Origin of the sequence: Streptomyces sp. NPDC046866 (assembly GCF_040704625.1) — a bacterium.
Classification (GTDB): domain Bacteria; phylum Actinomycetota; class Actinomycetes; order Streptomycetales; family Streptomycetaceae; genus Streptomyces.
This window is the reverse complement of sequence record NZ_JBEYXN010000004.1, coordinates 244,184-266,007: the sequence shown is the minus strand read 5'-3', so window position 1 is coordinate 266,007 and position 21,824 is coordinate 244,184. Positions and strand designations below refer to the sequence as shown.

The 21,824-nt window shown below is 72.0% G+C and carries 20 protein-coding genes and 1 riboswitch; of the genes, 8 read left to right on the top strand and 12 right to left on the bottom strand.

The window, feature by feature from the left end; all coding sequences use genetic code 11:
- Positions 1-2: 2 nt before the first annotated feature.
- The 3 genes from AB0953_RS09595 to AB0953_RS09585 form a co-directional block, all read right to left on the bottom strand.
- Positions 3-839 (bottom strand): carbohydrate ABC transporter permease, encoded by an 837-nt coding sequence (locus tag AB0953_RS09595; protein ID WP_366858947.1) that lies wholly within the window; start codon positions 837-839, stop codon positions 3-5.
- Between the two features lie 74 nt (positions 840-913).
- Positions 914-1,864, bottom strand: coding sequence for a sugar ABC transporter permease (locus AB0953_RS09590; RefSeq protein ID WP_366858836.1), 951 nt, complete (start codon positions 1,862-1,864; stop codon positions 914-916).
- 187 nt (positions 1,865-2,051) lie between these two features.
- Positions 2,052-3,335: an extracellular solute-binding protein gene (locus tag AB0953_RS09585; protein ID WP_366858835.1), complete on the bottom strand. Its 1,284-nt coding sequence runs from the start codon at positions 3,333-3,335 to the stop codon at positions 2,052-2,054.
- A 294-nt stretch (positions 3,336-3,629) separates the two neighbouring features.
- On the opposite strand from AB0953_RS09585, the gene AB0953_RS09580 reads away from it, so the two are divergent.
- The 3 genes from AB0953_RS09580 (at position 3,630) to AB0953_RS09570 (ending at position 6,943) form a co-directional block, all read left to right on the top strand.
- The gene (locus AB0953_RS09580; RefSeq protein WP_179172853.1) at positions 3,630-4,394 is read left to right on the top strand and encodes a GntR family transcriptional regulator; all 765 of its coding nucleotides are present in this window, start codon (positions 3,630-3,632) and stop codon (positions 4,392-4,394) included.
- Positions 4,395-4,586: 192 nt separating this feature from the next.
- On the top strand, positions 4,587-6,740 hold the full coding sequence (locus AB0953_RS09575) for a carbon starvation CstA family protein (RefSeq protein WP_366858834.1): 2,154 nt from the start codon (positions 4,587-4,589) through the stop codon (positions 6,738-6,740).
- Positions 6,737-6,943 (top strand): YbdD/YjiX family protein, encoded by a 207-nt coding sequence (locus tag AB0953_RS09570; protein ID WP_366858833.1) that lies wholly within the window; start codon positions 6,737-6,739, stop codon positions 6,941-6,943. Before AB0953_RS09575 ends, AB0953_RS09570 begins: the two co-directional genes overlap by 4 nt.
- A 60-nt stretch (positions 6,944-7,003) precedes the next feature.
- On the opposite strand, the gene AB0953_RS09565 is transcribed toward AB0953_RS09570, so the two are convergent.
- A complete protein-coding gene (locus AB0953_RS09565) occupies positions 7,004-7,591 on the bottom strand; it encodes a Uma2 family endonuclease (protein ID WP_366858832.1) in 588 nt (195 codons plus the stop codon).
- 78 nt (positions 7,592-7,669) lie between these two features.
- Between AB0953_RS09565 and AB0953_RS09560 the strand changes: the two genes are divergently transcribed.
- The 3 genes from AB0953_RS09560 (at position 7,670) to AB0953_RS09550 (ending at position 11,932) form a co-directional block, all read left to right on the top strand.
- A complete protein-coding gene (locus tag AB0953_RS09560) occupies positions 7,670-8,167 on the top strand; it encodes a GNAT family N-acetyltransferase (RefSeq protein ID WP_366858831.1) in 498 nt (165 codons plus the stop codon).
- Positions 8,168-8,257: 90 nt separating this feature from the next.
- Positions 8,258-8,336: riboswitch (cobalamin riboswitch) on the top strand.
- A gap of 168 nt (positions 8,337-8,504) precedes the next feature.
- Positions 8,505-10,919, top strand: coding sequence for a ribonucleoside-diphosphate reductase subunit alpha (locus tag AB0953_RS09555; RefSeq protein ID WP_366858830.1), 2,415 nt, complete (start codon positions 8,505-8,507; stop codon positions 10,917-10,919).
- A gap of 56 nt (positions 10,920-10,975) precedes the next feature.
- Positions 10,976-11,932 carry a ribonucleotide-diphosphate reductase subunit beta gene (locus AB0953_RS09550; protein ID WP_366858946.1) on the top strand — a complete coding sequence of 319 codons (957 nt, stop codon included), beginning with the start codon at positions 10,976-10,978 and terminating at the stop codon, positions 11,930-11,932.
- A 115-nt stretch (positions 11,933-12,047) separates the two neighbouring features.
- Here AB0953_RS09550 and def read toward each other — a convergent pair whose 3' ends face one another.
- The 8 genes from def to AB0953_RS09510 form a co-directional block, all read right to left on the bottom strand.
- Positions 12,048-12,683: a peptide deformylase gene (def, locus tag AB0953_RS09545; RefSeq protein ID WP_366858829.1), complete on the bottom strand. Its 636-nt coding sequence runs from the start codon at positions 12,681-12,683 to the stop codon at positions 12,048-12,050.
- A 58-nt stretch (positions 12,684-12,741) separates the two neighbouring features.
- Positions 12,742-13,731 carry a hypothetical protein gene (locus AB0953_RS09540; protein ID WP_362171410.1) on the bottom strand — a complete coding sequence of 330 codons (990 nt, stop codon included), beginning with the start codon at positions 13,729-13,731 and terminating at the stop codon, positions 12,742-12,744.
- Positions 13,732-13,836: 105 nt separating this feature from the next.
- The gene (locus AB0953_RS09535) at positions 13,837-15,132 is read right to left on the bottom strand and encodes an HD domain-containing protein (protein ID WP_366858945.1); all 1,296 of its coding nucleotides are present in this window, start codon (positions 15,130-15,132) and stop codon (positions 13,837-13,839) included.
- Between the two features lie 31 nt (positions 15,133-15,163).
- Positions 15,164-16,723 carry an HD-GYP domain-containing protein gene (locus tag AB0953_RS09530; RefSeq protein ID WP_366858828.1) on the bottom strand — a complete coding sequence of 520 codons (1,560 nt, stop codon included), beginning with the start codon at positions 16,721-16,723 and terminating at the stop codon, positions 15,164-15,166.
- Between the two features lie 185 nt (positions 16,724-16,908).
- Positions 16,909-17,211: a mycothiol system anti-sigma-R factor gene (gene rsrA / locus AB0953_RS09525; RefSeq protein ID WP_179172862.1), complete on the bottom strand. Its 303-nt coding sequence runs from the start codon at positions 17,209-17,211 to the stop codon at positions 16,909-16,911.
- A complete protein-coding gene (locus tag AB0953_RS09520) occupies positions 17,208-17,852 on the bottom strand; it encodes a sigma-70 family RNA polymerase sigma factor (protein WP_361914643.1) in 645 nt (214 codons plus the stop codon). Before AB0953_RS09520 ends, rsrA begins: the two co-directional genes overlap by 4 nt.
- A gap of 310 nt (positions 17,853-18,162) precedes the next feature.
- Positions 18,163-18,816 carry an alpha/beta family hydrolase gene (locus AB0953_RS09515; RefSeq protein ID WP_366858827.1) on the bottom strand — a complete coding sequence of 218 codons (654 nt, stop codon included), beginning with the start codon at positions 18,814-18,816 and terminating at the stop codon, positions 18,163-18,165.
- Positions 18,817-18,835: 19 nt separating this feature from the next.
- Complete coding sequence (locus tag AB0953_RS09510) at positions 18,836-19,654, bottom strand: SOS response-associated peptidase (RefSeq protein WP_366858826.1); 819 nt, start codon at positions 19,652-19,654, stop codon at positions 18,836-18,838.
- 53 nt (positions 19,655-19,707) lie between these two features.
- Between AB0953_RS09510 and AB0953_RS09505 the strand changes: the two genes are divergently transcribed.
- A complete protein-coding gene (locus AB0953_RS09505) occupies positions 19,708-20,421 on the top strand; it encodes a M50 family metallopeptidase (RefSeq protein ID WP_366858825.1) in 714 nt (237 codons plus the stop codon).
- A 64-nt stretch (positions 20,422-20,485) separates the two neighbouring features.
- A complete protein-coding gene (gene aroA / locus AB0953_RS09500; RefSeq protein ID WP_366858824.1) occupies positions 20,486-21,823 on the top strand; it encodes a 3-phosphoshikimate 1-carboxyvinyltransferase in 1,338 nt (445 codons plus the stop codon).
- Position 21,824: the final 1 nt, after the last annotated feature.

Here is a 21,824-nt window from a genome sequence, read left to right as displayed (position 1 = left end):
CGTTATCCCTTCACCGCGCCGGCGGTCATGCCGCCGACGGCCTTGCGCTGGAGGAAGACGAAGATGACGAGGACGGGCAGCGCGAAGAGCGAGGACGCGGCCATGGTGGCGCCCCAGTCGTTGCCGAAGGCGGTCTGGAACTGGGTCAGCCACAGGGGCAGCGTCTGCGCGGACTTGTCCTTGTTGAGGATCAGGACCATCGCGAACTCGTTCCAGGCGGTGATGAAGCCGAAGAGCGAGGTGGACATCAGGCCGGGCGCGAGCAGCGGGAAGATCACCTTGCGGAAGGCCTGGCCGCGGGTGCAGCCGTCGATCTGGGCGGCCTCCTCCAGGGTCACGGGGACGGCGGCGATGAAGCCGCGCAGGGTCCAGATGGTGAAGGGCAGGACCATCACGAAGTAGATCGCGGTGAGCAGGGCGAGGCTGTTCAGCATTTCCACGTCCCGGGCGATCATGTACATGGCGATGACCATGACCTCCCAGGGGGCCATCTGCGCCATCATCACGCCGAGGACGAGGCCCTTGCGGCCCTTGAACTTCGTCCGGGCGATCGCGAAGCTCGCGGCGAGGGCCACGAGCAGGGCGAGGACGACGGCCCCGACGGTCACCGTCAGGCTGTTGCGCACGTACGTCCAGAACAGCTCGACGCCGGTGGCCTTGGTGAAGTTGTCGAGCGTCGGGGTGAAGACGAAGACCGGGTCCTTGGCGAGGATCTGGCCGGACGGCTTGAACGCCGAGGAGAACATCCAGTAGACGGGGAAGACGAAGACCAGGGCCACGAGCAGGGCGCCGAGGTTCTTCGCGACGGCCGCCGGGCGGACGGGGCGGCGGGTGCGCAGCCTCTGCGCCGGGCGGGCCGGCCCGGCGGGGGAAGAGGCGGCGGCGGGGGCGGGCTTCGGCGCGGTGGTGGTGCTCACTGCTCCTCCTCCTGCTTCAGGATCAGGCGGAAGTAGAAGGACATGACGACCACGAGCATCACGATCGTCAGGACGGAGATCGCCGCCGCGAGGGCGTAGTGCCCCTGGCTCTGGCCCTCCACGAAGGCGAAGACGGGCAGGGTCTCGGAGGCCCGGTCGGGGCCGCCGCGGTTCATCGCGTACACCTGGGTGAAGGCCTTGAAGACCCAGATCACCTCGAGGAAGGTGGTGACGAGGAAGAACGGCTTGAGGTGGGGGAAGACCACCTGCCAGAAGGTCTGCCAGCCGTTCGCGCCGTCCATCCGCGCCGCCTCGTACAGCTCGGCGCCGACGGTGGTCAGGCCCGCGTACATGTTGAGGGCGACGAAGGGGACGGAGCCCCAGACCACCAGGACGGTGACGATCACCAGGGTGGACCAGCCGGTCTCGAACCAGTTGTGCTGCTCGTAGCCGGAGAAGCCGAGCGTGCGCATGACCCAGTTCATGACGCCGAACTGCTCGTCGAAGAGCCACTGGAAGACGGTGACGGACGCCACGATCGGCATCGCCCAGGCCATCACCAGGGCCAGGGACAGCACCAGGCGCATCCACGTGCCGAGGCGGTTCAGCAGGAGGCCGAGCAGGCTGCCGATCACCATGATCAGCGCGACGTTGGCCGCCGTGAAGGCGAAGGTGCGGACGACGACGGTCCAGAAGTGGGAGTCGCCCAGCAGCCGGGTGTAGTTCTCCACCCCGTTGAAGGGCGCCTTGCGCTGGATGAACTCGATCTTGTCGACCTTCTGGAACGACAGGACCACGTTCTTGGCCAGCGGGTACAGCAGCAGTGCGGCCATGCTGAGGACGGCCGGGGCGACCAGCAGGTACGGCAGTCGACCCGAGAGCGACTTTCCGGCCCGGTGCGGTGCGTCCTGTGGAGCGGTCGCCGCCCCCTGGGAGTGCACGGTCATGTCTTGGTTTCCTCGCGGTTGACTGTGGCTCCATGCGCGACCGGGGGCGCGGCGGACGCCGTGGGCGCCTGCCGCACCCCCCGGTGCTTCACTGCCGGTACTGCGGGTGGTGCTCGGGTGGTACTGCGGAGTGCTGCGCTGGGTGCTGCGGGTGCTGAGGGGTGCTGCGCTCGGTGCTGCGCGGGCCCTACTTGTTGATGCGGCTCGCGATCTCCTTGTCCGCCTCCGCGCCCGCCTTGGCGGCGTCCTCACCCTTCAGGACCTTGGTCATGAACTCCTTGATCGGGTTGGGCTCGGTCTCGACGTTCGCCCAGCCCGGGGTGACCGGGGTGATCCGGCCGTTGGCGCCGGCCTTGCCCATCGCCTCGGCGAAGGAGCCCGCGGCCGGGGTGAAGTTGGCGGCGGCCTGGTTCGGCAGCGACGCGCCCTTGCCCTCGGCGGCGAACTTCGTCATCTGGTCCTTGCCGGCGGCCAGGGCCAGCCACTCCTTGGCGAGCTCCTTGTTCTTGGAGCGCTCGGCGATGGCGAGGTTGGAGCCGCCGAGGAAGACGGTGCCGGGCTTGTCGGCGGTCTTGCCGGGGATCGGGAAGTAGCCGAAGTCGGCCTCCTTGCCCGCCTCCTTCAGCGCCTTCTCGGCGCCGCCGGCCTCCCAGCCCAGACCGATCCAGGACGCCACGCCGCCCTTGGGGACCACGTCGGTGGACTGCTGCGGGGTGGCCTCGTCCTTGTCCTTCGGCGCGGTGGAGTAGGACTGCAGCTTCTTGTAGAACTCCATCGCGGAGGCGGCCTGCGGGGTGCCGAGCTGGCCCTTCCACTTGCCGCCGTCCTTGACGGCGAGCTCGCCGCCCTCGTCCCAGATCAGGCCGGCGAGCACGTACCAGCTCTGGCCGGGGAGGTAGATCGGCTGCGCGGAGGGGTCGGAGGCCTTCAGCTTCTCCAGGCCGGCGATCCACTCGTCGCGGGTCTTCGGCGGGGTGACGCCGGCCTTCTCGAAGGCCTTCTTGTCGTAGACGACGACGCGGTTGGCCGCGTACCACGGCGCGGAGTAGAGCTTGCCCTCGTACTCGGCCGACTCGAGCATGCTCTTCTGCCAGGCGTCGGCGCCGAGCTTGCCCTTGTCCTTGGTGAGGTCGGCGAGGCCGCCGGTGACCGCGTAGCCGGCGGTCTGGGTGTTGCCGAGCTCCAGGACGTCCGGCGGGGTGTTCTCGCTGAGGGCGGTGGTGACCTTCTCCTGGATGCCCTTCCAGGCCTGCACCTCGACCTTGACCGTCACACCGGGGTGCTTGGCCGAGAACTCCTTGTTGACCTCGTCGATCCAGGCCTTGGGCGCGGAACCGTCCATCACCCAGACGGTGATCTCCTTGGCGCCGCCCGCGTCGGTCTTGCCCTTGTCGTCGCCCCCGTTGCCACACGCTGCGACACCGGCCATGATGCCCGCGACACTGACCGCCGCGATGAGCTTGCGCTTCACGCCACCCTCCTCAGGGATGCTGCCTGCAACTTCCCTCGCCCGCCGCGGTGACACCTGTACGAAGTACTGCCCGTGGGGCCGGGATCTGATCCATATTGGTGTAGACCAGTAACCGGGAGCTTGGCCTAGACCTTTGGGGGTGTCAAGGGTCTAATGATCGGGTGCCGGGTCCGTTACCGGACCGACACCTGGGGGAGGGCGGAGGGCCGCCCTCCCACCCGTGTCACCATGTGACCGCACATATCGGAGGAGCCGGTGACGGCAGCGAAACTGGAGTCGGGAAGGCGGGCGGCGATGGCCACCGAAGGGGCGACCACCGAGCCGGAGGGCGGGGCGGCCACTCGCACCGCGCGCGTACCCAAGTACTACCGACTCAAGCGGCACTTGCTCGACATGACGGAAACGCTGCCCCCCGGCACCCCCGTACCGCCCGAGCGCACCCTCGCCGCCGAGTTCGACACCTCCCGCACCACCGTGCGCCAGGCCCTGCAGGAGCTCGTCGTCGAGGGCCGGCTGGAGCGCATCCAGGGCAAGGGCACCTTCGTGGCCAAGCCGAAGGTCTCCCAGCCCCTGCAACTGTCCTCCTACACGGAGGACATGCGGGCCCAGGGACTGGAGCCCACCTCCCAGCTCCTGGACATCGGCTACGTCACCGCCGACGACACCCTGGCCGGGCTGCTCAAGATCGCCACCGGCGGGCGGGTGCTGCGCATCGAGCGGCTGCGCCTGGCCAGCGGCGAGCCGATGGCCATCGAGACCACCCACCTGTCCGCCAAGCGCTTCCCGGCCCTGCGCCGGTCGCTGGCCAAGTACACGTCCCTCTACACCGCCCTCGCCGAGGTGTACGGGGTCCGCCTCGCCGAGGCGGAGGAGACCATCGAGACCTCCCTGGCCACCCCGCGGGAGGCGGGCCTGCTCGGCACCGACGTCGGCCTGCCCATGCTGATGCTCTCGCGCCACTCCCTGGACGCCGACGGCGAGCCGGTGGAATGGGTCCGCTCGGTCTACCGCGGCGATCGATACAAGTTCGTTGCCCGACTGCAGCGCCCCGCCGTCTGATCCGTAGTTGACTCTCGTTCCGCTATACGGACGGGGGCTTACGTTCATCGGGCGCGCCCCCGTAGATTCCCTGCACTTTCGCAGATGATCAACGAGGGGACGAGGATCATGCCGGAACCGGAAGCAACAGGTACAGAGCGGAACGCGGCGAGTTCGGGCACGGGCCCGGACTCGTTTTCCGCATCGGGCCGCATGTCGCCGAAGTCGGTCGCCGTGTGGGTGCTCGTCGCCCTCGTCGGGGCCATCGGCTGGGGCATGCTGGCGCTCTCGCGCGGTGAGGAGATCTCCGCCGCCTGGCTGCTCGCCGCGGCGCTGGGCTCGTACGCCATCGGCTACCGCTTCTACGCGCGCTTCATCGCCCAGCGGGTCCTGAAGGTGGACAAGACCCGGGCCACCCCGGCCGAACGCCTTGACAACGGTGTCGACTTCCACCCCACCGACCGGCGCGTGCTGTTCGGCCACCACTTCGCCGCGGTCGCCGGTGCGGGCCCGCTGGTCGGTCCCGTGCTCGCCGCGCAGATGGGCTATCTGCCGGGCACCATCTGGATCGTCGCCGGCGTCATCTTCGCCGGTGCCGTCCAGGACATGGTGACCCTGTTCTTCTCCACCCGGCGCGACGGGCGCTCGCTCGGCCAGATGGCCCGGGACGAGATCGGTCCGGTGGGCGGAGCCGCCGCCCTGGTCGCCGTGTTCGCCATCATGATCATCCTGCTGGCGGTGCTGGCCCTGGTCATCGTCAATGCGCTGGCCCACTCCCCCTGGGGCGTGTTCTCCATCGGCATGACCATCCCGATCGCCCTGTTCATGGGCTTCTACCTGCGCGTGCTGCGCCCGGGCCGGGTCACCGAGGTCTCGGTCGTCGGCGTCGCCCTGCTGCTGCTCGCCATCGTCGCCGGCGGCTGGGTGGCGGAGTCCTCCCTCGCGTCCACCTTCACCCTGGAGAAGGAGACGCTGATCATCTGGATGGTCGCGTACGGCTTCGTCGCCTCGGTGCTGCCGGTGTGGATGCTGCTCGCCCCGCGCGACTACCTCTCCACCTTCATGAAGATCGGCACCATCGCGCTGCTCGCCCTCGGCGTGGTCATCGCCATGCCGACGCTGAAGATGCCCTCGATCACCGACTTCGCCGCCCGCGGCGACGGCCCGGTCTTCGCCGGGTCCATGTTCCCCTTCGTCTTCATCACCATCGCCTGCGGCGCCCTCTCGGGCTTCCACTCCCTGGTCTCCTCGGGCACCACCCCGAAGATGATCCAGAAGGAGACCCAGGTCCGGGTCATCGGCTACGGGGCCATGCTGACCGAGTCCTTCGTCGCCGTCATGGCGATGATCGCGGCCACGATCATCGAGCCCGGCCTGTTCTTCGCGGTGAACTCCCCCGCCGGCGTCGTCGGCGCGACCGTCCAGACCGCCTCGCAGGCGGTCGGCAACTTCGGCTTCGCCATCTCGCCGGAGTTCCTCGCCCAGGCCGCGAAGGACGTGGAGGAGGCCAGCCTGCTCTCCCGTACGGGCGGTGCGCCGACGTTCGCACTCGGAATGTCGGAGATCTTCTCCTCCGTGCTCGGCGGTTCCGGGATGAAGGCGTTCTGGTACCACTTCGCCATCATGTTCGAGGCCTTGTTCATCCTCACCACGCTCGACGCGGGCACCCGCGTGGGCCGGTTCATGCTCCAGGACACCCTCGGCAACGTGCACAAGTCCTTCAAGGACGTCAGCTGGAAGCCCGGCGTGTGGGTGACGAGCGCGCTCGTCGTGGGCGCCTGGGGCTACTTCCTGTGGGTCGGCGTGAAGGACCCGCTGGGCGGCATCAACCAGCTCTTCCCGCTGTTCGGCATCGCGAACCAGCTGCTCGCGGCCGTGGCCCTGGCCGTCTGCACGACCCTGCTGGTGAAGTCCGGGCGACTGAAGTGGGCCTGGGTGACGGGGGTTCCGCTCGCGTGGGACGTGGCCGTCACCCTCACCGCGAGCTACCAGAAGATCTTCTCGGACGACGTGAAGGTCGGGTTCTTCGCCCAGCGCGACAAGTACCAGGCCGGCATCGACGCCGGGCAGGTGCTCAAGCCCGCGAAGAACACGGGCGAGATGCACACCATCGTCACCAACGCCACCGTCGACGGGGTGCTGTCGGCGCTGTTCGCCGCCCTGATCGTCGTCGTGCTGCTGGACGCGGCCCGTACCTGCCTGAAGGCCGTCCGCAACCCGGGGGCGGTCAGCCTGTCCGAGGTCCCGTGGACCGAGTCGAAGATCATCGCCCCGGCCGGCCTCATCGCGACGCCCGAGGAGCGGGCCGAGCTCGCCGCCGCGGGGCTGGACTCGGGCGGCGGCCGCGCGAAGGAGCCGGTGGCGTGAGCCGGGTCCGCGGCGTCCGCGGGGCGCTGGCGAAGGCCCGGCACTACGTACGGGAGTTCTCGGGCGAGGCGGCGTACGACCGGTACGTCGCGCACGCCCGCTCCCACGACCCGGCCGCCGAGGTCATGACCCGCCGCGCCTTCGAACGCGCCCGCACGGACGCCCGGGAGGCGGACCCCCGCACGGGCTTCCGCTGCTGCTGAGCCGTCCCGCGTACGACGAAGGGCCCCGCCGCATCGGCGGGGCCCTTCTCGCGCACCGGCTCAGCGCACCCAGTCCTTGAGGGGCTCGGTCGGGAAGGTGAAGCCGACAGGGTCGGGCAGTTCGACGTCCTTGCCGAAGGGGACAGTGCGGACCGTCTCATACAGCTGCCCGTCGGGCTCGCTGTGGACGTGCACCAGGCAGTTGTCCCGGTCGATGAGGAGATACACGGGGATCCCTGTCGCCGCGTAGGCGCGGGGCTTCTCCTTGCGATCGCGTTCGTCGGTGTCGGAGTCGTACGAGGTGACCTCGACAACCATCAGGACGGGAGCGGGGTCAGCCCACTCCCCCTGCCCTTCGAATGCCCCGTCCGGGGCAAGAGACGCATCCGGGCGTGCCCGACCGGAGCGGTACTGCTCGACCTTCAGGCCACGTTCCACATGAAGCCACACCTCGGGCCGGTGCTGCATGCACATGCGCGAGAGCCACACAACGATGCGGTCGTGATCTCCGTCAGGCACCGCTTTGACCCCCAGCTTTCCGTCGATGAACTCCAGCCGCAGCCCCTCCACCTCTCTGGCGGCTATACGCGCGAGGGTCTCGAACTCCTCAGTCAACATGTGGGGACGTCGGTCGGTCATGATGCTCATGCCTCGCTCGCCTTCCTCGACGGTGCTGCTTCCGACGATAGCGCCGGGCGCCGGCACCCGTCCGGCAGACTCGGTGGCATGGACATCGACATCCGGGCCGCCGAGCCCGCGGAATACGGGCGGTTGGGCGAGATCACCGGGCAGGCCTACACCGGGGACGGGCTGCTCGACCAGAACGAGGACGACACCTACCTGAACGTGCTGCGCGACGTCGCGGGGCGGGCCGGCGCCGGGGAGGTGCTCGTCGCCGTGCAGGACGGGCAGGTGCTCGGCGGGGTGACCTTCGCCGCGCCCGGCAGCCCGCTCGCCGACGTCGCCGGGCCGCACGAGGCCGAGTTCCGGATGCTCGCCGTGGCCCGCGAGGCCCGCGGGAAGGGCGTCGGCGAGGCCCTGGTCCGGGCGTGCATCGAGCGGGCCCGCGCCCTCGAAGGGGTCACCGCCATCGTCCTGTCGACCCAGCCGGCGATGCGCGGCGCCCAGCGGATCTACGCCCGCCTGGGCTTCGTCCGCACCCCGGAACTGGACTGGTCGCCGATCCCCGCGCTCACGCTGCTCACCTACCGGCTGGAGCTGTGACACCACGCTCAGCAAGGGCCCGACACAACATCTAGGGGGTCGCACAGACAGGCCCCCCCACATGTATGCTCATCCTCGCTGTCGACGCAGGGGAATCCGGTGCGAATCCGGAACTGTCCCGCAACGGTATGACGTACGCCTCCATCGGTGTCACCGAAGTCCGAGGACCTGCCGACGGTGCGCCCGGATCGACCGACCCGGGTGCCGACCACGTCCGGGCCCCGCGGTTGGGCCGGTGGACGCCGCGCGGTGCTGCCCTGGCGGGCCCCTGCCCGCGTGCGCCCGCTCGCTCCCCCGCCGCCGGTCTCCCGGAGCCGAGCGAGGGAGAGCTCCCCCCGTGACCATCGCGCCTTCCGCACCGCGCGCCGAGTCCGACCCGTCCGACAACGGAACCGAGGGCGGGGGCCCTGGGGCCGCGCTGCTGCGGACCCTCACCGAGCTGACCGCCGACCTCCCCGACACCGACCCCGGCCGGGTCGCCGCCGCCGCGCTGCGCGGCCGCAGCGCCGGCGCCGACGAGGCCGAGCTGCGCGGGCTGGCCACGGAGGCGGCCGCGGGCCTGATCTCCGAGGACCCGGCGTACTCCCGCCTGGCCGCCCGGCTGCTGACGCTCGCCGTCGCCGAGGAGGCCGCGGGCCAGGGGGCCACCTCCTTCTCCGCGTCCGTCGCGGTCGGCCACCGCGAGGGCCTGATTGCCGACCGCACCGCCGAGTTCGTGGCGCAGCACGCGGCCCGTCTCGACGCGCTGGTCGAGCACACCCTCGCCGAGGGCGCCGACGACCGCTTCGGCTTCTTCGGCCTGCGCACCCTGCACAGCCGCTACCTGCTGCGCCACCCGATCACCCGCCAGGTCATCGAGACCCCGCAGCACTTCATGCTGCGCGTGGCCTGCGGCCTGGCCGAGAACGACAGCGTCCAGGCCGTCGAGGAAGTCGCCTCGCTGTACCGGCTGATGAGCCGGCTGGACTACCTGCCGTCCTCGCCCACGCTGTTCAACTCCGGCACCCGGCACCCGCAGATGTCCTCCTGCTACCTGCTGGACTCCCCGCTGGACGAGCTCGACTCCATCTACGACCGCTACCACCAGGTGGCCCGGCTGTCGAAGCACGCCGGCGGCATCGGCCTGTCGTACTCGCGCATCCGCGCCCGCGGTTCGCTGATCCGGGGCACCAACGGCCACTCCAACGGCATCGTCCCGTTCCTGAAGACCCTCGACGCCTCCGTCGCCGCCGTGAACCAGGGCGGCCGCCGCAAGGGCGCCGCCGCCGTCTACCTGGAGACCTGGCACGCGGACATCGAGGAGTTCCTCGAGCTGCGCGACAACACCGGTGAGGACGCCCGGCGCACGCACAACCTGAACCTGGCGCACTGGATCCCGGACGAGTTCATGCGCCGCGTGAACGCCGACGGCCAGTGGTCGCTGTTCTCCCCGGCCGACGTGCCCGAGCTGGTCGACCTGTACGGCGAGGAGTTCGACGCCGCGTACGTCAAGGCCGAGGCGGCGGGCCTGGCGAAGAAGACCATGCCGGCCCGCGACCTGTACGGCCGCATGATGCGCACCCTCGCGCAGACCGGCCAGGGGTGGATGACGTTCAAGGACGCCTCCAACCGGACCGCCAACCAGACCGCGCTGCCCGGCACGGTGGTCCACTCCTCGAACCTGTGCACCGAGATCATCGAGGTCACCAACGACGGCGAGACGGCCGTCTGCAACCTCGGCTCGGTCAACCTCGGCGCCTTCGTGCTCTCCGACACGGGCGAGATGGACTGGGAGCGCCTGGACGAGACGGTCCGCACCGCCGTGACCTTCCTCGACCGGGTCGTGGACATCAACTTCTACCCGACCGAGCAGGCCGGCCGCTCCAACGCCAAGTGGCGTCCGGTGGGCCTGGGCGCGATGGGTCTGCAGGACGTGTTCTTCAAGCTGCGCCTGCCCTTCGACTCCGCCGAGGCGAAGGCCCTCTCCACGCGGATCGCCGAGCGGATCATGCTGGCGGCCTACGAGGCCTCCGCGGACCTGGCCGAGAAGCACGGCACCCTCCCGGCCTGGGATCAGACCCGTACCGCGCAGGGCGTGCTGCACCCCGACCACTACGACGTCGAGCTCACCTGGCCGGAGCGCTGGGAGGCGCTGCGCGCCCGGATCGCGACCACCGGCATGCGCAACTCGCTGCTGCTGGCCATCGCGCCGACCGCGACGATCGCCTCGATCGCCGGCGTGTACGAGTGCATCGAGCCGCAGGTGTCCAACCTGTTCAAGCGAGAGACGCTGTCGGGCGAGTTCCTCCAGGTCAACGCCTACCTGGTGGAGGACCTGAAGAAGCTCGGCGTGTGGGACGCGCAGACCCGCGAGGCGCTGCGCGACTCCTCCGGCTCGGTGCAGGGTTTCGGCTGGATCCCGGCCGAGATCCGGGAGCTGTACCGCACCGCGTGGGAGATCCCGCAGCGCGGTCTGATCGACATGGCCGCCGCGCGCACCCCGTACCTGGACCAGTCGCAGTCGCTGAACCTGTTCATGGAGACGCCGACGATCGGCAAGCTGTCGTCGATGTACGCGTACGCCTGGAAGCAGGGGCTGAAGACCACGTACTACCTGCGCTCGCGCCCGGCGACGAAGATCGCCCGCGCGGCGTCCGGCGGGGCCGCCGTCCCGGCCGCCGCCACCCCCTCCTCCCCGCTCCCGCAGGCCCTCGACGCCGAAGCGCTGGCCTGCTCCCTTGAGAACCCCGAGTCCTGCGAGGCCTGCCAGTGACGTCCACGCCCGACAAGAACCTGCTCGACCCCGGTTTCGAGCTGACGCTGCGCCCCATGCGCTACCCGGACTTCTACGAGCGCTACCGGGACGCGATCAAGAACACGTGGACGGTGGAGGAGGTCGACCTCCACTCGGACGTGGCCGACCTGGCGAAGCTGACGCCGGCCGAGCAGCACATGATCGGCCGCCTGGTCGCGTTCTTCGCCACGGGCGACTCGATCGTGGCGAACAACCTGGTCCTGACGCTGTACAAGCACATCAACTCCCCGGAGGCGCGCCTGTACCTGTCGCGCCAGCTGTTCGAGGAGGCCGTGCACGTCCAGTTCTACCTGACGCTGCTGGACACCTACCTGCCCGACCCGGACGACCGCGCCGCCGCGTTCGCCGCGGTCGAGAACATCCCGTCCATCCGGGAGAAGGCCCAGTTCTGCTTCACGTGGATGGACTCGGTCGAGAAGATCGAGCGCCTGGAGACGAAGGCCGACCGCCGCCGCTTCCTGCTGAACCTGATCTGCTTCGCCGCGTGCATCGAGGGCCTGTTCTTCTACGGCGCCTTCGCGTACGTGTACTGGTTCCGCAGCCGCGGTCTGCTGCACGGCCTGGCGACGGGCACCAACTGGGTGTTCCGCGACGAGACCATGCACATGAACTTCGCGTTCGAGGTCGTGGACACGGTCCGCAAGGAGGAGCCGGACCTCTTCGACGACGAACTGCAGCAGCAGGTGACGGACATGCTGAAGGAGGCCGTCGAGGCGGAGCTCCAGTTCGGCCGCGACCTGTGCGGTGACGGCCTGCCGGGCATGAACACCGAGTCCATGCGCGAGTACCTGGAGTGCGTCGCCGACCAGCGCCTGGTCCGCCTCGGCTTCGCGCCGGTGTACGGCTCGCAGAACCCGTTCTCCTTCATGGAGCTGCAGGGTGTCCAGGAGCTGACGAACTTCTTCGAGCGCCGCCCGTCGGCATACCAGGTCGCCGTCGAGGGCACGGTCGACCTGGACGAGGACTTCTAGGACGCGGACTGCGGGACCCGGCGGTCCTTCCCACGGACCGCCGGCGCACCACCGGACCGGCCGGGGGCCCTGTTGGGCTCCCGGCCGGTCCGCTGTTGCCTCGGGGACTTCCCTGCTACTCGTTCGGGACGGTCTCGTAGCGCGGCGTGCCCTCGGCCATCTGGCGCAGGGCGTCCTTGCGGTCCCGCTTGGAGAGCCGGTCGATGTACAGGTAGCCGTACAGGTGGTCGGTCTCGTGCTGGAGGCAGCGCGCGAAGTAGCCGGTGCCGCGGACCTTGATCGGGTTGCCCTGCGCGTCCTGGCCGGTCACCTCGGCGTAGTCCGGGCGGGCCAGGGAGGCGTAGGCGGTCGGGACCGACAGGCAGCCCTCGTTGGAGTCGTCGAGCACGCGGGAGGCGGCCGGCAGCTCCACGAGCTTGGGGTTGACCACGACACCGGTGTGGCGCACGCCCTCGTCGTCCGGGCAGTCGTAGACGAAGACCTTGGCGTCCACGCCGATCTGGTTCGCGGCCAGGCCCACGCCCTCGGCGGCCTTCTGGCTGGCGAACATGTCGTCGATCAGCTGCGCCAGTTCGTCGCCGAACTCGGTGACGTCCTTGCACTCGCGGTGCAGGACCGGGTTGCCGACGACCGTGATCGGGCGGGCCGTGCCGCGCTCCCGGTAGGCGAGTTCACGCGCCTCACAGTCCTCGGTGTCCACGACGTAACCGTCGTCATCGACCTTGAGGACCTCGTTCTCCTGCTGCGCCATGTCCCGCGTACGCCTTCCCTGAAGTCACTGGTGTGCCCGTACAGCCTACGTGCAGCAATCAGCAGACCTCTTCGAGATCCCGCCACTCGCGGGTGTCCGGGCTGTCGGCGACCCAGCCGTCGAGCAGGCCGCGCACCAGTCCGGCGGGCGCGGCGATGCCGCATTCGCGTTCGGGGACCCACAGCGAGCCGGAGCCCGCCGTCCGGTGCCCGAGCGGGCCGGGGTGGCCGGGTTCGCTGTGGTCGTGGGGGTCCAGGTGCTCGCCGTCGCCCTCGCCGCTCGGCATGACGCTCTCCGAGCAGGTCCGGCACAGCAGCCGCACCGAGGAGGACCAGTCCTCGGCGGCGAAGCCCGCGTCGGAGGCCAGCTGCTCCAGGGCGTCGCGGTCCGCCTCCGAGGCCGCCTCCAGCAGCACGACCCAGGTCGGTACCGGGGACGGGGCCCACAGCTCGATCTCGTCGAAGACCGGGTACGAGGGGCCGGCCGCGGTGACCCGCTCGCCGTGCGGGACGCCGTCGTGCAGGACGACCTCGCCCCAGCGACGCCCCGAGGACGGCAGCGGGATCGACAGCACCTCGATGCGGGCCGGATCCAGCCGGCGGCCCCAGACCACCTCGGCCTCGCCCTCGGGCGACAGCCGGACGGCGGCGCTGCCGAGCTCCATGCCCACCGGTTCGCCGCCCTTGCCGTGCGGGTCGCCGGGCACCTTCAGGCCGTACGCCTGCCAGGCGCGCCGGGCCAGCGGCCAGTCCTGCAGCGCGGTCGCGGCGATGCCCACGTTCCACCAGTCCGGTGCGCCGGCCTCGCGGTCCAGCAGGGCCACGGCCCGCAGTCCGGCGGCCCGCGCCTGTTCCCAGTCGTGGCGGAACTTGTGCAGCAGGGCCAGGTTGAACCAGGACTCCGAGAGCCAGGGCTCCAGGTCGGCGGCTCTGGTCAGCAGGGCGCCCGCGTCCTCGTACCGACCGTCGCCGATCAGCGTGAACGCGCGGTCGGTGGCCTGCCGCCACGAGGCGGAGGGCCGATGCCGTACCTTCCCGAAGATCCTCACGATTCCCGCCTGCTTGGGGACAACGGTGCAGCCTTGCGGACACCCACGGACGCTCCTACTGGCATCCAACCATGCCCACTCGGACGGCCGCTCATTACCCATGGGTTACCCAGGTCGAACGGGAACAACTCTGTCACGTCCACCCCTGGCCAGAACCCTTGCGAGGCATTCCACGACCTCCGGTTGGTAGTCGCGCCCGGTACCCAGCCGCAGCTGCTCCAGGGCGGCCAGTGAGCCACCCGGGTGACGGGCCCCGCCGGCCAGGTCGTCGTACGCGTTGACCGCGCGCACGATGCGCGCCGCGACGGGCTGCTCCCGGTACGGGTCCGCCTGCCGCTCCACGACGACGGCGACCTCGGCGGGCACCCCGGTCTGGCGGACCACCTCCCCGCCGAGCCCGGCGATCCGGCGGGCCTCGGCGGCGGGCAGGAGGGCGGTGGCGCCGCCCGGGACCGGGTCGACGAGGGACAGCTGGCCGATGTCGTGCATGAGCGCGGCGTACTCCAGCACCGTGAGCTCCCGCTCCGACAGCCCCAGCTCCCGGCCGACGGCGCAGCTCAGCGCGGCGACCCGGCGGGCGTGGCCGGGCCGGGTGCAGCCGGCGACCTCGGTGGCGCGGGCCAGGGAGGTGATGGTCTGGCGGTAGGCGGTGCGGACCTCGCCGATCCGGTGGAAGGACAGCTGGGTCAGCAGCAGCGGCACGCAGAAGACGGGCAGCGCCCACAGCCCCGCCGCGGCCGTGCCGAGGGCCGTCACGGCCCCGGTGGCGCCGACGGCCGCGCCGATGCCCGGCCGGGCCCGCAGCTCGTCGCGCAGCAGCGGCCCGTACGGCCGACCGGTGCGGGACCGGGCCGGGGCGGCGGCGAGCACGGCGTCGCACAGGGCGGTCAGGGCGAGGACGAGGAGGAGGTGGAGGACCGGCCCGGAGCCCTGGCCGAGCCACTGCTCCAGGCGCCCGGCGTTGTACAGCGGCCGGCAGCAGGCCGCGGCGAAGGCGGTCGTGAGGACGCGGCGGGCCAGGTGGTCGGCGGCGGGCCCGCGGCCGCGGGCGATGTGCGGGACGATCCCGACCAGCGTGGCGGCCACGACGACCGCGACGGTCTGGAGCACGCCGTGGTGGGCGGGCTGCGCCGCGACCCGGCCGAGCAGGGCGTACGCGAGGGCCCCGGCGGCGCCGAGCGGCGCAGGCCGGCGGTCCGCGGCCGGCGGCTGCCCGGAGGCGCGGCCGCGGGCGGGCGCGGTGTCGCGGCAGGCGAGCTCGCCGAGGGCGATCAGGGCGCCGAAGGCCAGGGCGGTGCCGGGCTCGACCAGACCGTGCCACAGGGTGTGCCCGAGGCCCGCCGCGGCCAGGACGGCGGCGGCCGCGCGCACGGCCCACGTGGTGGCGCCCGCGCCCCTCATGCCCCTCATGCTCCCCATGCCCTCCTGCCCCTCACGGGCCGTCGCCGCCCTCGGCCGCGGCCGTCCGGCCGGCCTCCCGGCCCTGGGCGGGCATCCCGGGCAGCCCGGACAGCGGGGCCGGCCCGGCAGCAGTGGCCGGGGCGGCGCCGGCCCCGCCGGAAGCGGTGACCGGGGCCGGCCGGGGCCCGGGCCCGGCAGCAGGGCCGGCTCCGGGGCCGCCCGCGCCGGGCGCGCCCGGCGGGAGGTCGGCCTCGGCGGCGGCCCCCACCGCGACGGGGTGCCAGCCGTGCCGGCCGACGGCGTCGACCAGGGCCCGCACCATGGCCGGGTCGAACTGGGTCCCCGCACACCGCTCCAGCTCGGCCAGCGCGGCCGGCACCGGCCGGGCACGGCTGTAGGAGCGGGTCGAGGTCATCGCGTCGAAGGCGTCGGCGACCGCCACCACCCGCGCCAGCACAGGGATCTGGTCGCCGGTCAGCCCGTACGGATACCCGGAGCCGTCGACCCGCTCGTGGTGGTGGAGGATCGCCGACCGGGCCTCGCCGAGGAAGCCGATGCCGCGGACCATCTCGTGCCCGTACTCGGGGTGCAGCTCGATGACGCGGCGCTCCTGCGGCGTCAGCGGTCCGGCCTTGCGCAGCAGCCGGGTGGGGACGCCGAGCTTGCCGATGTCGTGGAGGATCCCGGCGATGCGGACGGTCTCCAGCCTGTCCCCGGCCATGCCCAGTTCGCGGGCGATCATCACGGAGGCCTGTCCGACGCGCTCGCCGTGGCCGCGCGTGTAGCGGTCCTTGAGGTCGACGGCCCGGACCAGCGCCCGGATCGTGGCCTGGTGGGCGGCCCGCTCGTGGTGGTAGCGGCCGAAGACCCAGGCGGAGACGTACATCGGCAGCAGGACGAGCAGGGCCGCGGGCAGCCCGTACGGGCTGCGCCACAGGACGGCCGTCATCAGCCCGGCGAGGCCGTGCACGCAGTGCGGTGCCAGGGACCGGCCCAGCAGGCCGCGCCAGGCGGTCCGGGCGGGCCGGCGCTCGGCGGCGGCGAGGACCGCCCCGTCGAGGGCGGTCAGGACCAGGCTGAAGACGGTGGCCGCGGCCGCTGCGGGGAGCAGGGCGTACGGGAAGTCGGCGACGCCGGGGGCGGCCTGCCCCGGCCCGCCGGGCAGTGCGGCCGGCCCGCCGAGCAGGGCGAACGTCCACCCCGCGGCCCACGCGGCCACGGCCTGCTGGGCGGCGTGCCAGGCGCGGCGCACCGCGGCGGGCGGCCGGCCCGCCGGCCCCGCGAGAGCGCCGGGCACCGCGACGAGCGCGGCGGCGGCCGGCGGCAGCAGGAAGGCGGCGGCGAGCAGCACGGGGAAGAAGGGGCCGGTGCCCTCGGGGGCGCGGCGGCCGCCCGGCAGCGGGCAGACCCGGGCGAGCTCGCAGCCGAGGAAGAGCAGCGCGAGGAGCACGGCGGACGGCCGGGCGGAGGCGGTGCCGCCGGTCGCGGCGGCGGCCGCGGCGGGTTCGAGGAAGACGGGGGCGGTGCAGGCGCAGGCCGCGAGGACGGTGCACAGCACGAGGCCGCGCGCCGCAGGGTGCAGTTCCCGCATGGCGCTCTCCTCCCCTGGGCGGTGAAAGCCGCTACCGGAATCGCACCGGTACCGAAGGGGGAGAATAGGTGGGCCCCTCCCGCGAAGTGGGGCACATTTTCGTACGAGGCCATACGGGCGCCCCCGGATTAGCACCTTCGGGTGAACGAAGGGCCCTTCCGGGGGCTGTGTTCGATCGGCCGGGATCAGCCCGCTGCGGGGTCCGCGGTGACGTCGTGGTCGGGCACGGCCTGCCCGGAGCGGATCAGCTCGATCCGCCCCATCACCTTGGAGCGGAGGTCGCTCGGCACGTCGTCCGAGCCGCAGCAGCGCTTCACCAGCTTCTTCACGGCCTGCTCCAGGCCGTACTTCTCCAGACAGGGGTTGCACTCGCCGAAGTGCGTCTCGAACTTCGTGCAGTCGCTGTCCGGCATCTCGTGGTCCAGGAACTCGTAGAGGTGGTCAAGTACCTCCGAGCACTCCGTCTCGTGCGGCTCTCCGCAGCTCATGAGCCCGAGCCTTTCAGGTCGTTCGACTCTCCCGCGCCGGCCGGGACCAGCCCGCGCTCGCGGGCGTAGTCCTCCAGCATTCCGCGGAGTTGACGGCGGCCACGGTGCAGTCGCGACATGACCGTACCGATGGGTGTACCCATGATGTCCGCGATCTCCTTGTACGCAAACCCCTCCACGTCGGCAAGATAGACCGCGATGCGGAACTCCTCCGGAATGGCCTGGAGCGCTTCCTTCACATCGGAATCGGGCAGGTGGTCGAGCGCCTGCGACTCGGCGGAGCGCAGCCCCGTCGACATGTGGGACTCGGCGCGCGCCAGCTGCCAGTCCTCGATCTCCTCCGCGGCGCTGCGCTGCGGCTCGCGCTGCTTCTTGCGGTAGGAGTTGATGAACGTGTTGGTCAGAATGCGGTAGAGCCACGCCTTGAGGTTGGTGCCCTCGCGGAACTGGTGGAAGGACGCGTACGCCTTGGCGTACGTCTCCTGGACCAGGTCCTCGGCGTCGGCCGGATTGCGCGTCATGCGCAGCGCGGCCGAGTACATCTGGTCGAGGTAGCCGAGGGCGTCCCGCTCGAAGCGCGCGTTGCGCTCGGCGGACGTCTCCTCCGCGTGGCCTTCGTCGGTCCCAGCGACAGGACCCACCTCCTCCGACTGCGTGACGGCTCCGAAAGCGGACCCGCTCGAATCGGAGAATAGTCGACCTTCCCGGCCCTCCGCCGCCCGGAGCGTGCTGCGCCGCGGCCCGGGCAGGACCGTCCACTCCAGCCCCTCGGCCTGCGGACGGTTCTGGCTGATGACCTGGGTCATGCGCTCCCACTCCTCCGACGAGATTCCGTGCATTCCGACATCGGGCACAACGCCCGGGGTCGGGCCCGGCATTCCCGGGCGGGGCCGTTCCGGTGCAGGGTCTGTCACATCGGGCGTCACGCCGTGCGGGAGCGCCGGGCCGGGGTCACGGGGCGAGCCGGTCCAGCCAGCCGGCGACCGCGTCCGTGATCACGGCGAGGGCCTCCTCCTGGGTCGTCCCGGCCTTCTTCGGGACGGCGAAGCCGTGGTCGGCCTCCGGCACCTCGACGAGCTCGTACGGGGCCTGCCCGGTCGGCGGCGGGAACTCGTCCGGGCGCCCGAAGGGGTCGCGGCCGCCCTGGACGACGAGGGCGGGCCGTCCCGCTCCGGTGAGCTCCGCGGCCCGGGACTTCTCGGGCTTGCCGGGCGGGTGCAGCGGGAAGGAGAGCGCGAGCACGGCGGCCGCGTCGAGCTCGGCGGCGGTCCGGCAGGCCACCCGGGCACCGGCACTGCGCCCGCCCGCCACGACCGGCAGGCCGGGCGCGGCCAGCGCGGGCCACAGCTCCCGCCAGCCCTGGTCCAGCACCTTGGGCGCGGCGGCCACCTTCTTGCCGGCGACCCGCCACGGCTGCTCGACCAGGGCCACGGTGATGCCGCGGGGCGGCAGGGCGGCGGCCAGCGCCTGCAGGTCGCGGGCCTCGATCCCGCCGCCCGCGCCGTGGCCGAGGGCCAGGACGAGCCGGGCGTCGCCGGGGGCGGTGTGCCAGGTGATGCGGGCGGGGCCGGCGGAGGTGTCGAGGCTCTGGGTACGCGTGGTCATGGTCCCCATCCTGCCGGGGCTAGAAGAGGGTGCCCTCCTCCGGCGCGGCCAGCTCCTGGAGGAGCTCGGGGCCGTTGTTGCGTACGTTGCTCACGGCGGTGGAGACCGGGAAGGCGCGCATCAGCCCCCCGGGCGGCGGCGCCAGCAGCTGCTGCAGGGAGCCCTCGGTGTCCGTGTTCCCCGGGTCCAGCCAGGCGTCCCAGCGGTCCGGGGTGAGCATGAGCGGCATCCGCGGGTGGATCTCGGACAGGGAGCGCGGCCCGTCGGCGGGGGCGACGGCGAGCGGTCCGGTCTCGGCCTCGGTGGTGATCACCGAGCAGGTCGCCCACCAGGCCTGCGGGTGGCCGTCGGGCAGGGTCCGGTCGCGCCAGAACTCGTATATGCCGGCCATGGCGAAGACGGAGCCGTCGGCGGGCAGGACGAAGTAGGGCTGCTTGCGCGCCCTCTTCTTCCTGCCCTCGACCTCCAGGCGGCGCTCGTCGTGGGCGGTGACCCACTCGTAGTAGCCGTCGGCGGGGATGATGCAGCGGCGCTGCGCGAAGGGTCGGCGGAAGGAGGGCTTCTCGGCCAGGGTCTCGGACCGGGCGTTGATCATCCGGGCGGCGCCGTCGGGGTTCTGGGCCCAGGAGGGCACCAGTCCCCACCTCAGGACGCGCAGCTGGCGAACCGGGCGGCGGCTGGGGGCGTCTTTGAGGGGGCGGTCCAGGACGACGTGGACCTGCTTGGTCGGCGCCACGTTGAAATCGGGGGCCAGGGACTCCTCGGGCTCCCACCGCTCGACGCCGAAGGCCTCGGCCAGCTCCTCGGGCCCCCGGCTGACTGCATACCGTCCGCACATGGCTGCCACACTGCCATGTCCCCAGACCTCCACCGCAAGGAGTCCGCCACCTCATGGACAGCACCACCCCGGCCGGCCTGTGGGACCGGCTCACCGGCATACAGACCCCGCCGGCCCTCTGGCTGGTGATCGCGACGGGCCTCGCCGCGCTGGCCGCCGTCGGGCCGCACCCGGTGTGGCGGGTGTCGCGCAACGCGATCACCATCGCCCACGAGGGCGGCCACGGCCTGCTCGCCCTGTGCACGGGCCGGCGCCTGCAGGGGATCCGGCTGCACTCCGACACCAGCGGGGTCACCCTCAGCCGCGGCAGGGCGACCGGCTTCGGGATGGTGCTGATGCTCGCCGCCGGCTACACGGCGCCGCCGCTGCTCGGGCTCGGCGGGGCCGCACTGCTGTCCGCGCACCGGATCACGGTGCTGCTGTGGGCGGCGACGGCGCTGCTGCTGGCGCTGCTGGTGATGGTGCGCAACGCGTGGGGGCTGCTGACGGTGGTGGTGACGGGCGGCACCTTCGTGGCGGCGTCCTGGCTGGCCTCCGCCGAGGTCCAGGCGGTCTTCGCGTACGCGGTGGTGTGGTTCCTGCTGCTGGGCGGGGTCCGGCCGGTGTTCGAGCTGGGCGCGCAGCGCCGGCACGGCGGGGCCCCGGACTCGGACGCGGACCAGCTGGGGCGGCTGACCCACACCCACCCGGTGGTGTGGCTGCTGCTGTTCCACGTGGTCGCGCTGTGCTCGCTCATCGGCGGCGGGCGCTGGCTTCTCACCCTCTGAGACCGGGCTGCGGGCGCGGCTCGAACACGATGAGGGCTGCAACGAAGCCACTAAAGTGGGGGCCATGACCGAGACCCCCGCGCTCCCCGCCCTCTGGCCTGCCCCGCACGCCGACGGAACCGTCCACGCCACCGTCACCGTGCCCGGGTCGAAGTCGGTCACCAACCGCGCCCTGGTGCTCGCCGCGCTCGCCGCCGAGCCGGGCTGGGTGCGGCGCCCGCTGCGCTCGCGCGACTCGCAGCTGATGTCGGACGCGCTGCGCGCGATGGGCGTGGGCATCGAGGAGACCGCCTCCTCCAGCTCGCGCGACGGCGCCGGCGGCGAGGCCTGGCGGGTCATCCCGGCGGCCCTGCATGGCCCGGCCGCCGTGGACGTCGGCAACGCCGGCACGGTCATGCGCTTCCTGCCCCCGGTCGCCACCCTCGCCTCCGGCGACATCCGCTTCGACGGCGACCCGCGCTCCTACGAGCGCCCGCTCGGCCAGGTCATCCAGGCCCTGCGGGGGCTGGGCGCCCGCATCGACGACGAGGGCCGGGGCGCCCTGCCGATGACGGTCCACGGCGGCGGGGCGCTGGAGGGCGGCTCGGTCGAGCTCGACGCGAGCAACTCCTCGCAGTTCGTCTCCGCGCTGCTGCTCTCGGCTCCGCGCTTCAACCAGGGCGTGGAGGTCCGCCACGTGGGCGCGGCCCTGCCGTCGATGCCGCACATCCGGATGACGGTGGAGATGCTGCGCGCGGCCGGGGCCCAGGTCGACACCCCCGAGGCGGGCGGCGAGCCGAACGTGTGGCGGGTCGCGCCGAGCGCGCTGCTGGGCCGCGACATGGTGGTCGAGCCGGACCTGTCGAACGCCCAGCCCTTCATGGCGGCGGCCCTGATCACCGGCGGCACGGTCACCATCCCGGACTGGCCGCACCGCACGACGCAGCCCGGCGACGAGCTGCGGCGGATCTTCACGGAGATGGGCGGCTCCTGCGAGCTGACGGACTCCGGCCTGGTGTTCACCGGAAGCGGCAAGATCCACGGCATCGACGTGGATCTGCGCGAGGTCGGCGAGCTCACCCCCGGCATCGCGGCCGTCGCGGCGCTGGCCGACTCCCCCTCCACCCTGCGCGGGGTGGCGCACCTGCGCCTGCACGAGACGGACCGGCTCGCGGCGCTGACCGCGGAGATCAACGGCCTCGGCGGCGACGTCACCGAGACCGAGGACGGCCTGCACATCCGGCCGCGCCCGCTGCACGGCGGTGTCTTCCACACCTACGACGACCACCGGATGGCCACCGCGGGCGCGGTGATCGGCCTGGCCGTGGAGGGCGTGCAGATCGAGAACGTGGCGACCACCGCCAAGACCCTGCCGGACTTCCCGAGGATGTGGACGGACATGCTCGCGGGCTCGGGAGCGTAGG

What these genes read in the sequence shown, in the direction of transcription:
- AB0953_RS09590 (WP_366858836.1), bottom strand. Translation starts at nt 1,864, where the DNA reads ATGACCGTGCACTCCCAGGGGGCGGCGACCGCTCCACAGGACGCACCG.
- AB0953_RS09580 (WP_179172853.1), top strand. Translation starts at nt 3,630, where the DNA reads ATGGCCACCGAAGGGGCGACCACCGAGCCGGAGGGCGGGGCGGCCACT.
- AB0953_RS09575 (WP_366858834.1), top strand. Translation starts at nt 4,587, where the DNA reads ATGTCGCCGAAGTCGGTCGCCGTGTGGGTGCTCGTCGCCCTCGTCGGG.
- AB0953_RS09565 (WP_366858832.1), bottom strand. Translation starts at nt 7,591, where the DNA reads ATGAGCATCATGACCGACCGACGTCCCCACATGTTGACTGAGGAGTTC.
- AB0953_RS09560 (WP_366858831.1), top strand. Translation starts at nt 7,670, where the DNA reads ATGGACATCGACATCCGGGCCGCCGAGCCCGCGGAATACGGGCGGTTG.
- AB0953_RS09550 (WP_366858946.1), top strand. Translation starts at nt 10,976, where the DNA reads ATGCGCTACCCGGACTTCTACGAGCGCTACCGGGACGCGATCAAGAAC.
- def (WP_366858829.1), bottom strand. Translation starts at nt 12,683, where the DNA reads ATGGCGCAGCAGGAGAACGAGGTCCTCAAGGTCGATGACGACGGTTAC.
- AB0953_RS09535 (WP_366858945.1), bottom strand. Translation starts at nt 15,132, where the DNA reads ATGAGGGGCGCGGGCGCCACCACGTGGGCCGTGCGCGCGGCCGCCGCC.
- AB0953_RS09530 (WP_366858828.1), bottom strand. Translation starts at nt 16,723, where the DNA reads ATGCGGGAACTGCACCCTGCGGCGCGCGGCCTCGTGCTGTGCACCGTC.
- rsrA (WP_179172862.1), bottom strand. Translation starts at nt 17,211, where the DNA reads ATGAGCTGCGGAGAGCCGCACGAGACGGAGTGCTCGGAGGTACTTGAC.
- AB0953_RS09515 (WP_366858827.1), bottom strand. Translation starts at nt 18,816, where the DNA reads ATGACCACGCGTACCCAGAGCCTCGACACCTCCGCCGGCCCCGCCCGC.
- AB0953_RS09510 (WP_366858826.1), bottom strand. Translation starts at nt 19,654, where the DNA reads ATGTGCGGACGGTATGCAGTCAGCCGGGGGCCCGAGGAGCTGGCCGAG.
- AB0953_RS09505 (WP_366858825.1), top strand. Translation starts at nt 19,708, where the DNA reads ATGGACAGCACCACCCCGGCCGGCCTGTGGGACCGGCTCACCGGCATA.
- aroA (WP_366858824.1), top strand. Translation starts at nt 20,486, where the DNA reads ATGACCGAGACCCCCGCGCTCCCCGCCCTCTGGCCTGCCCCGCACGCC.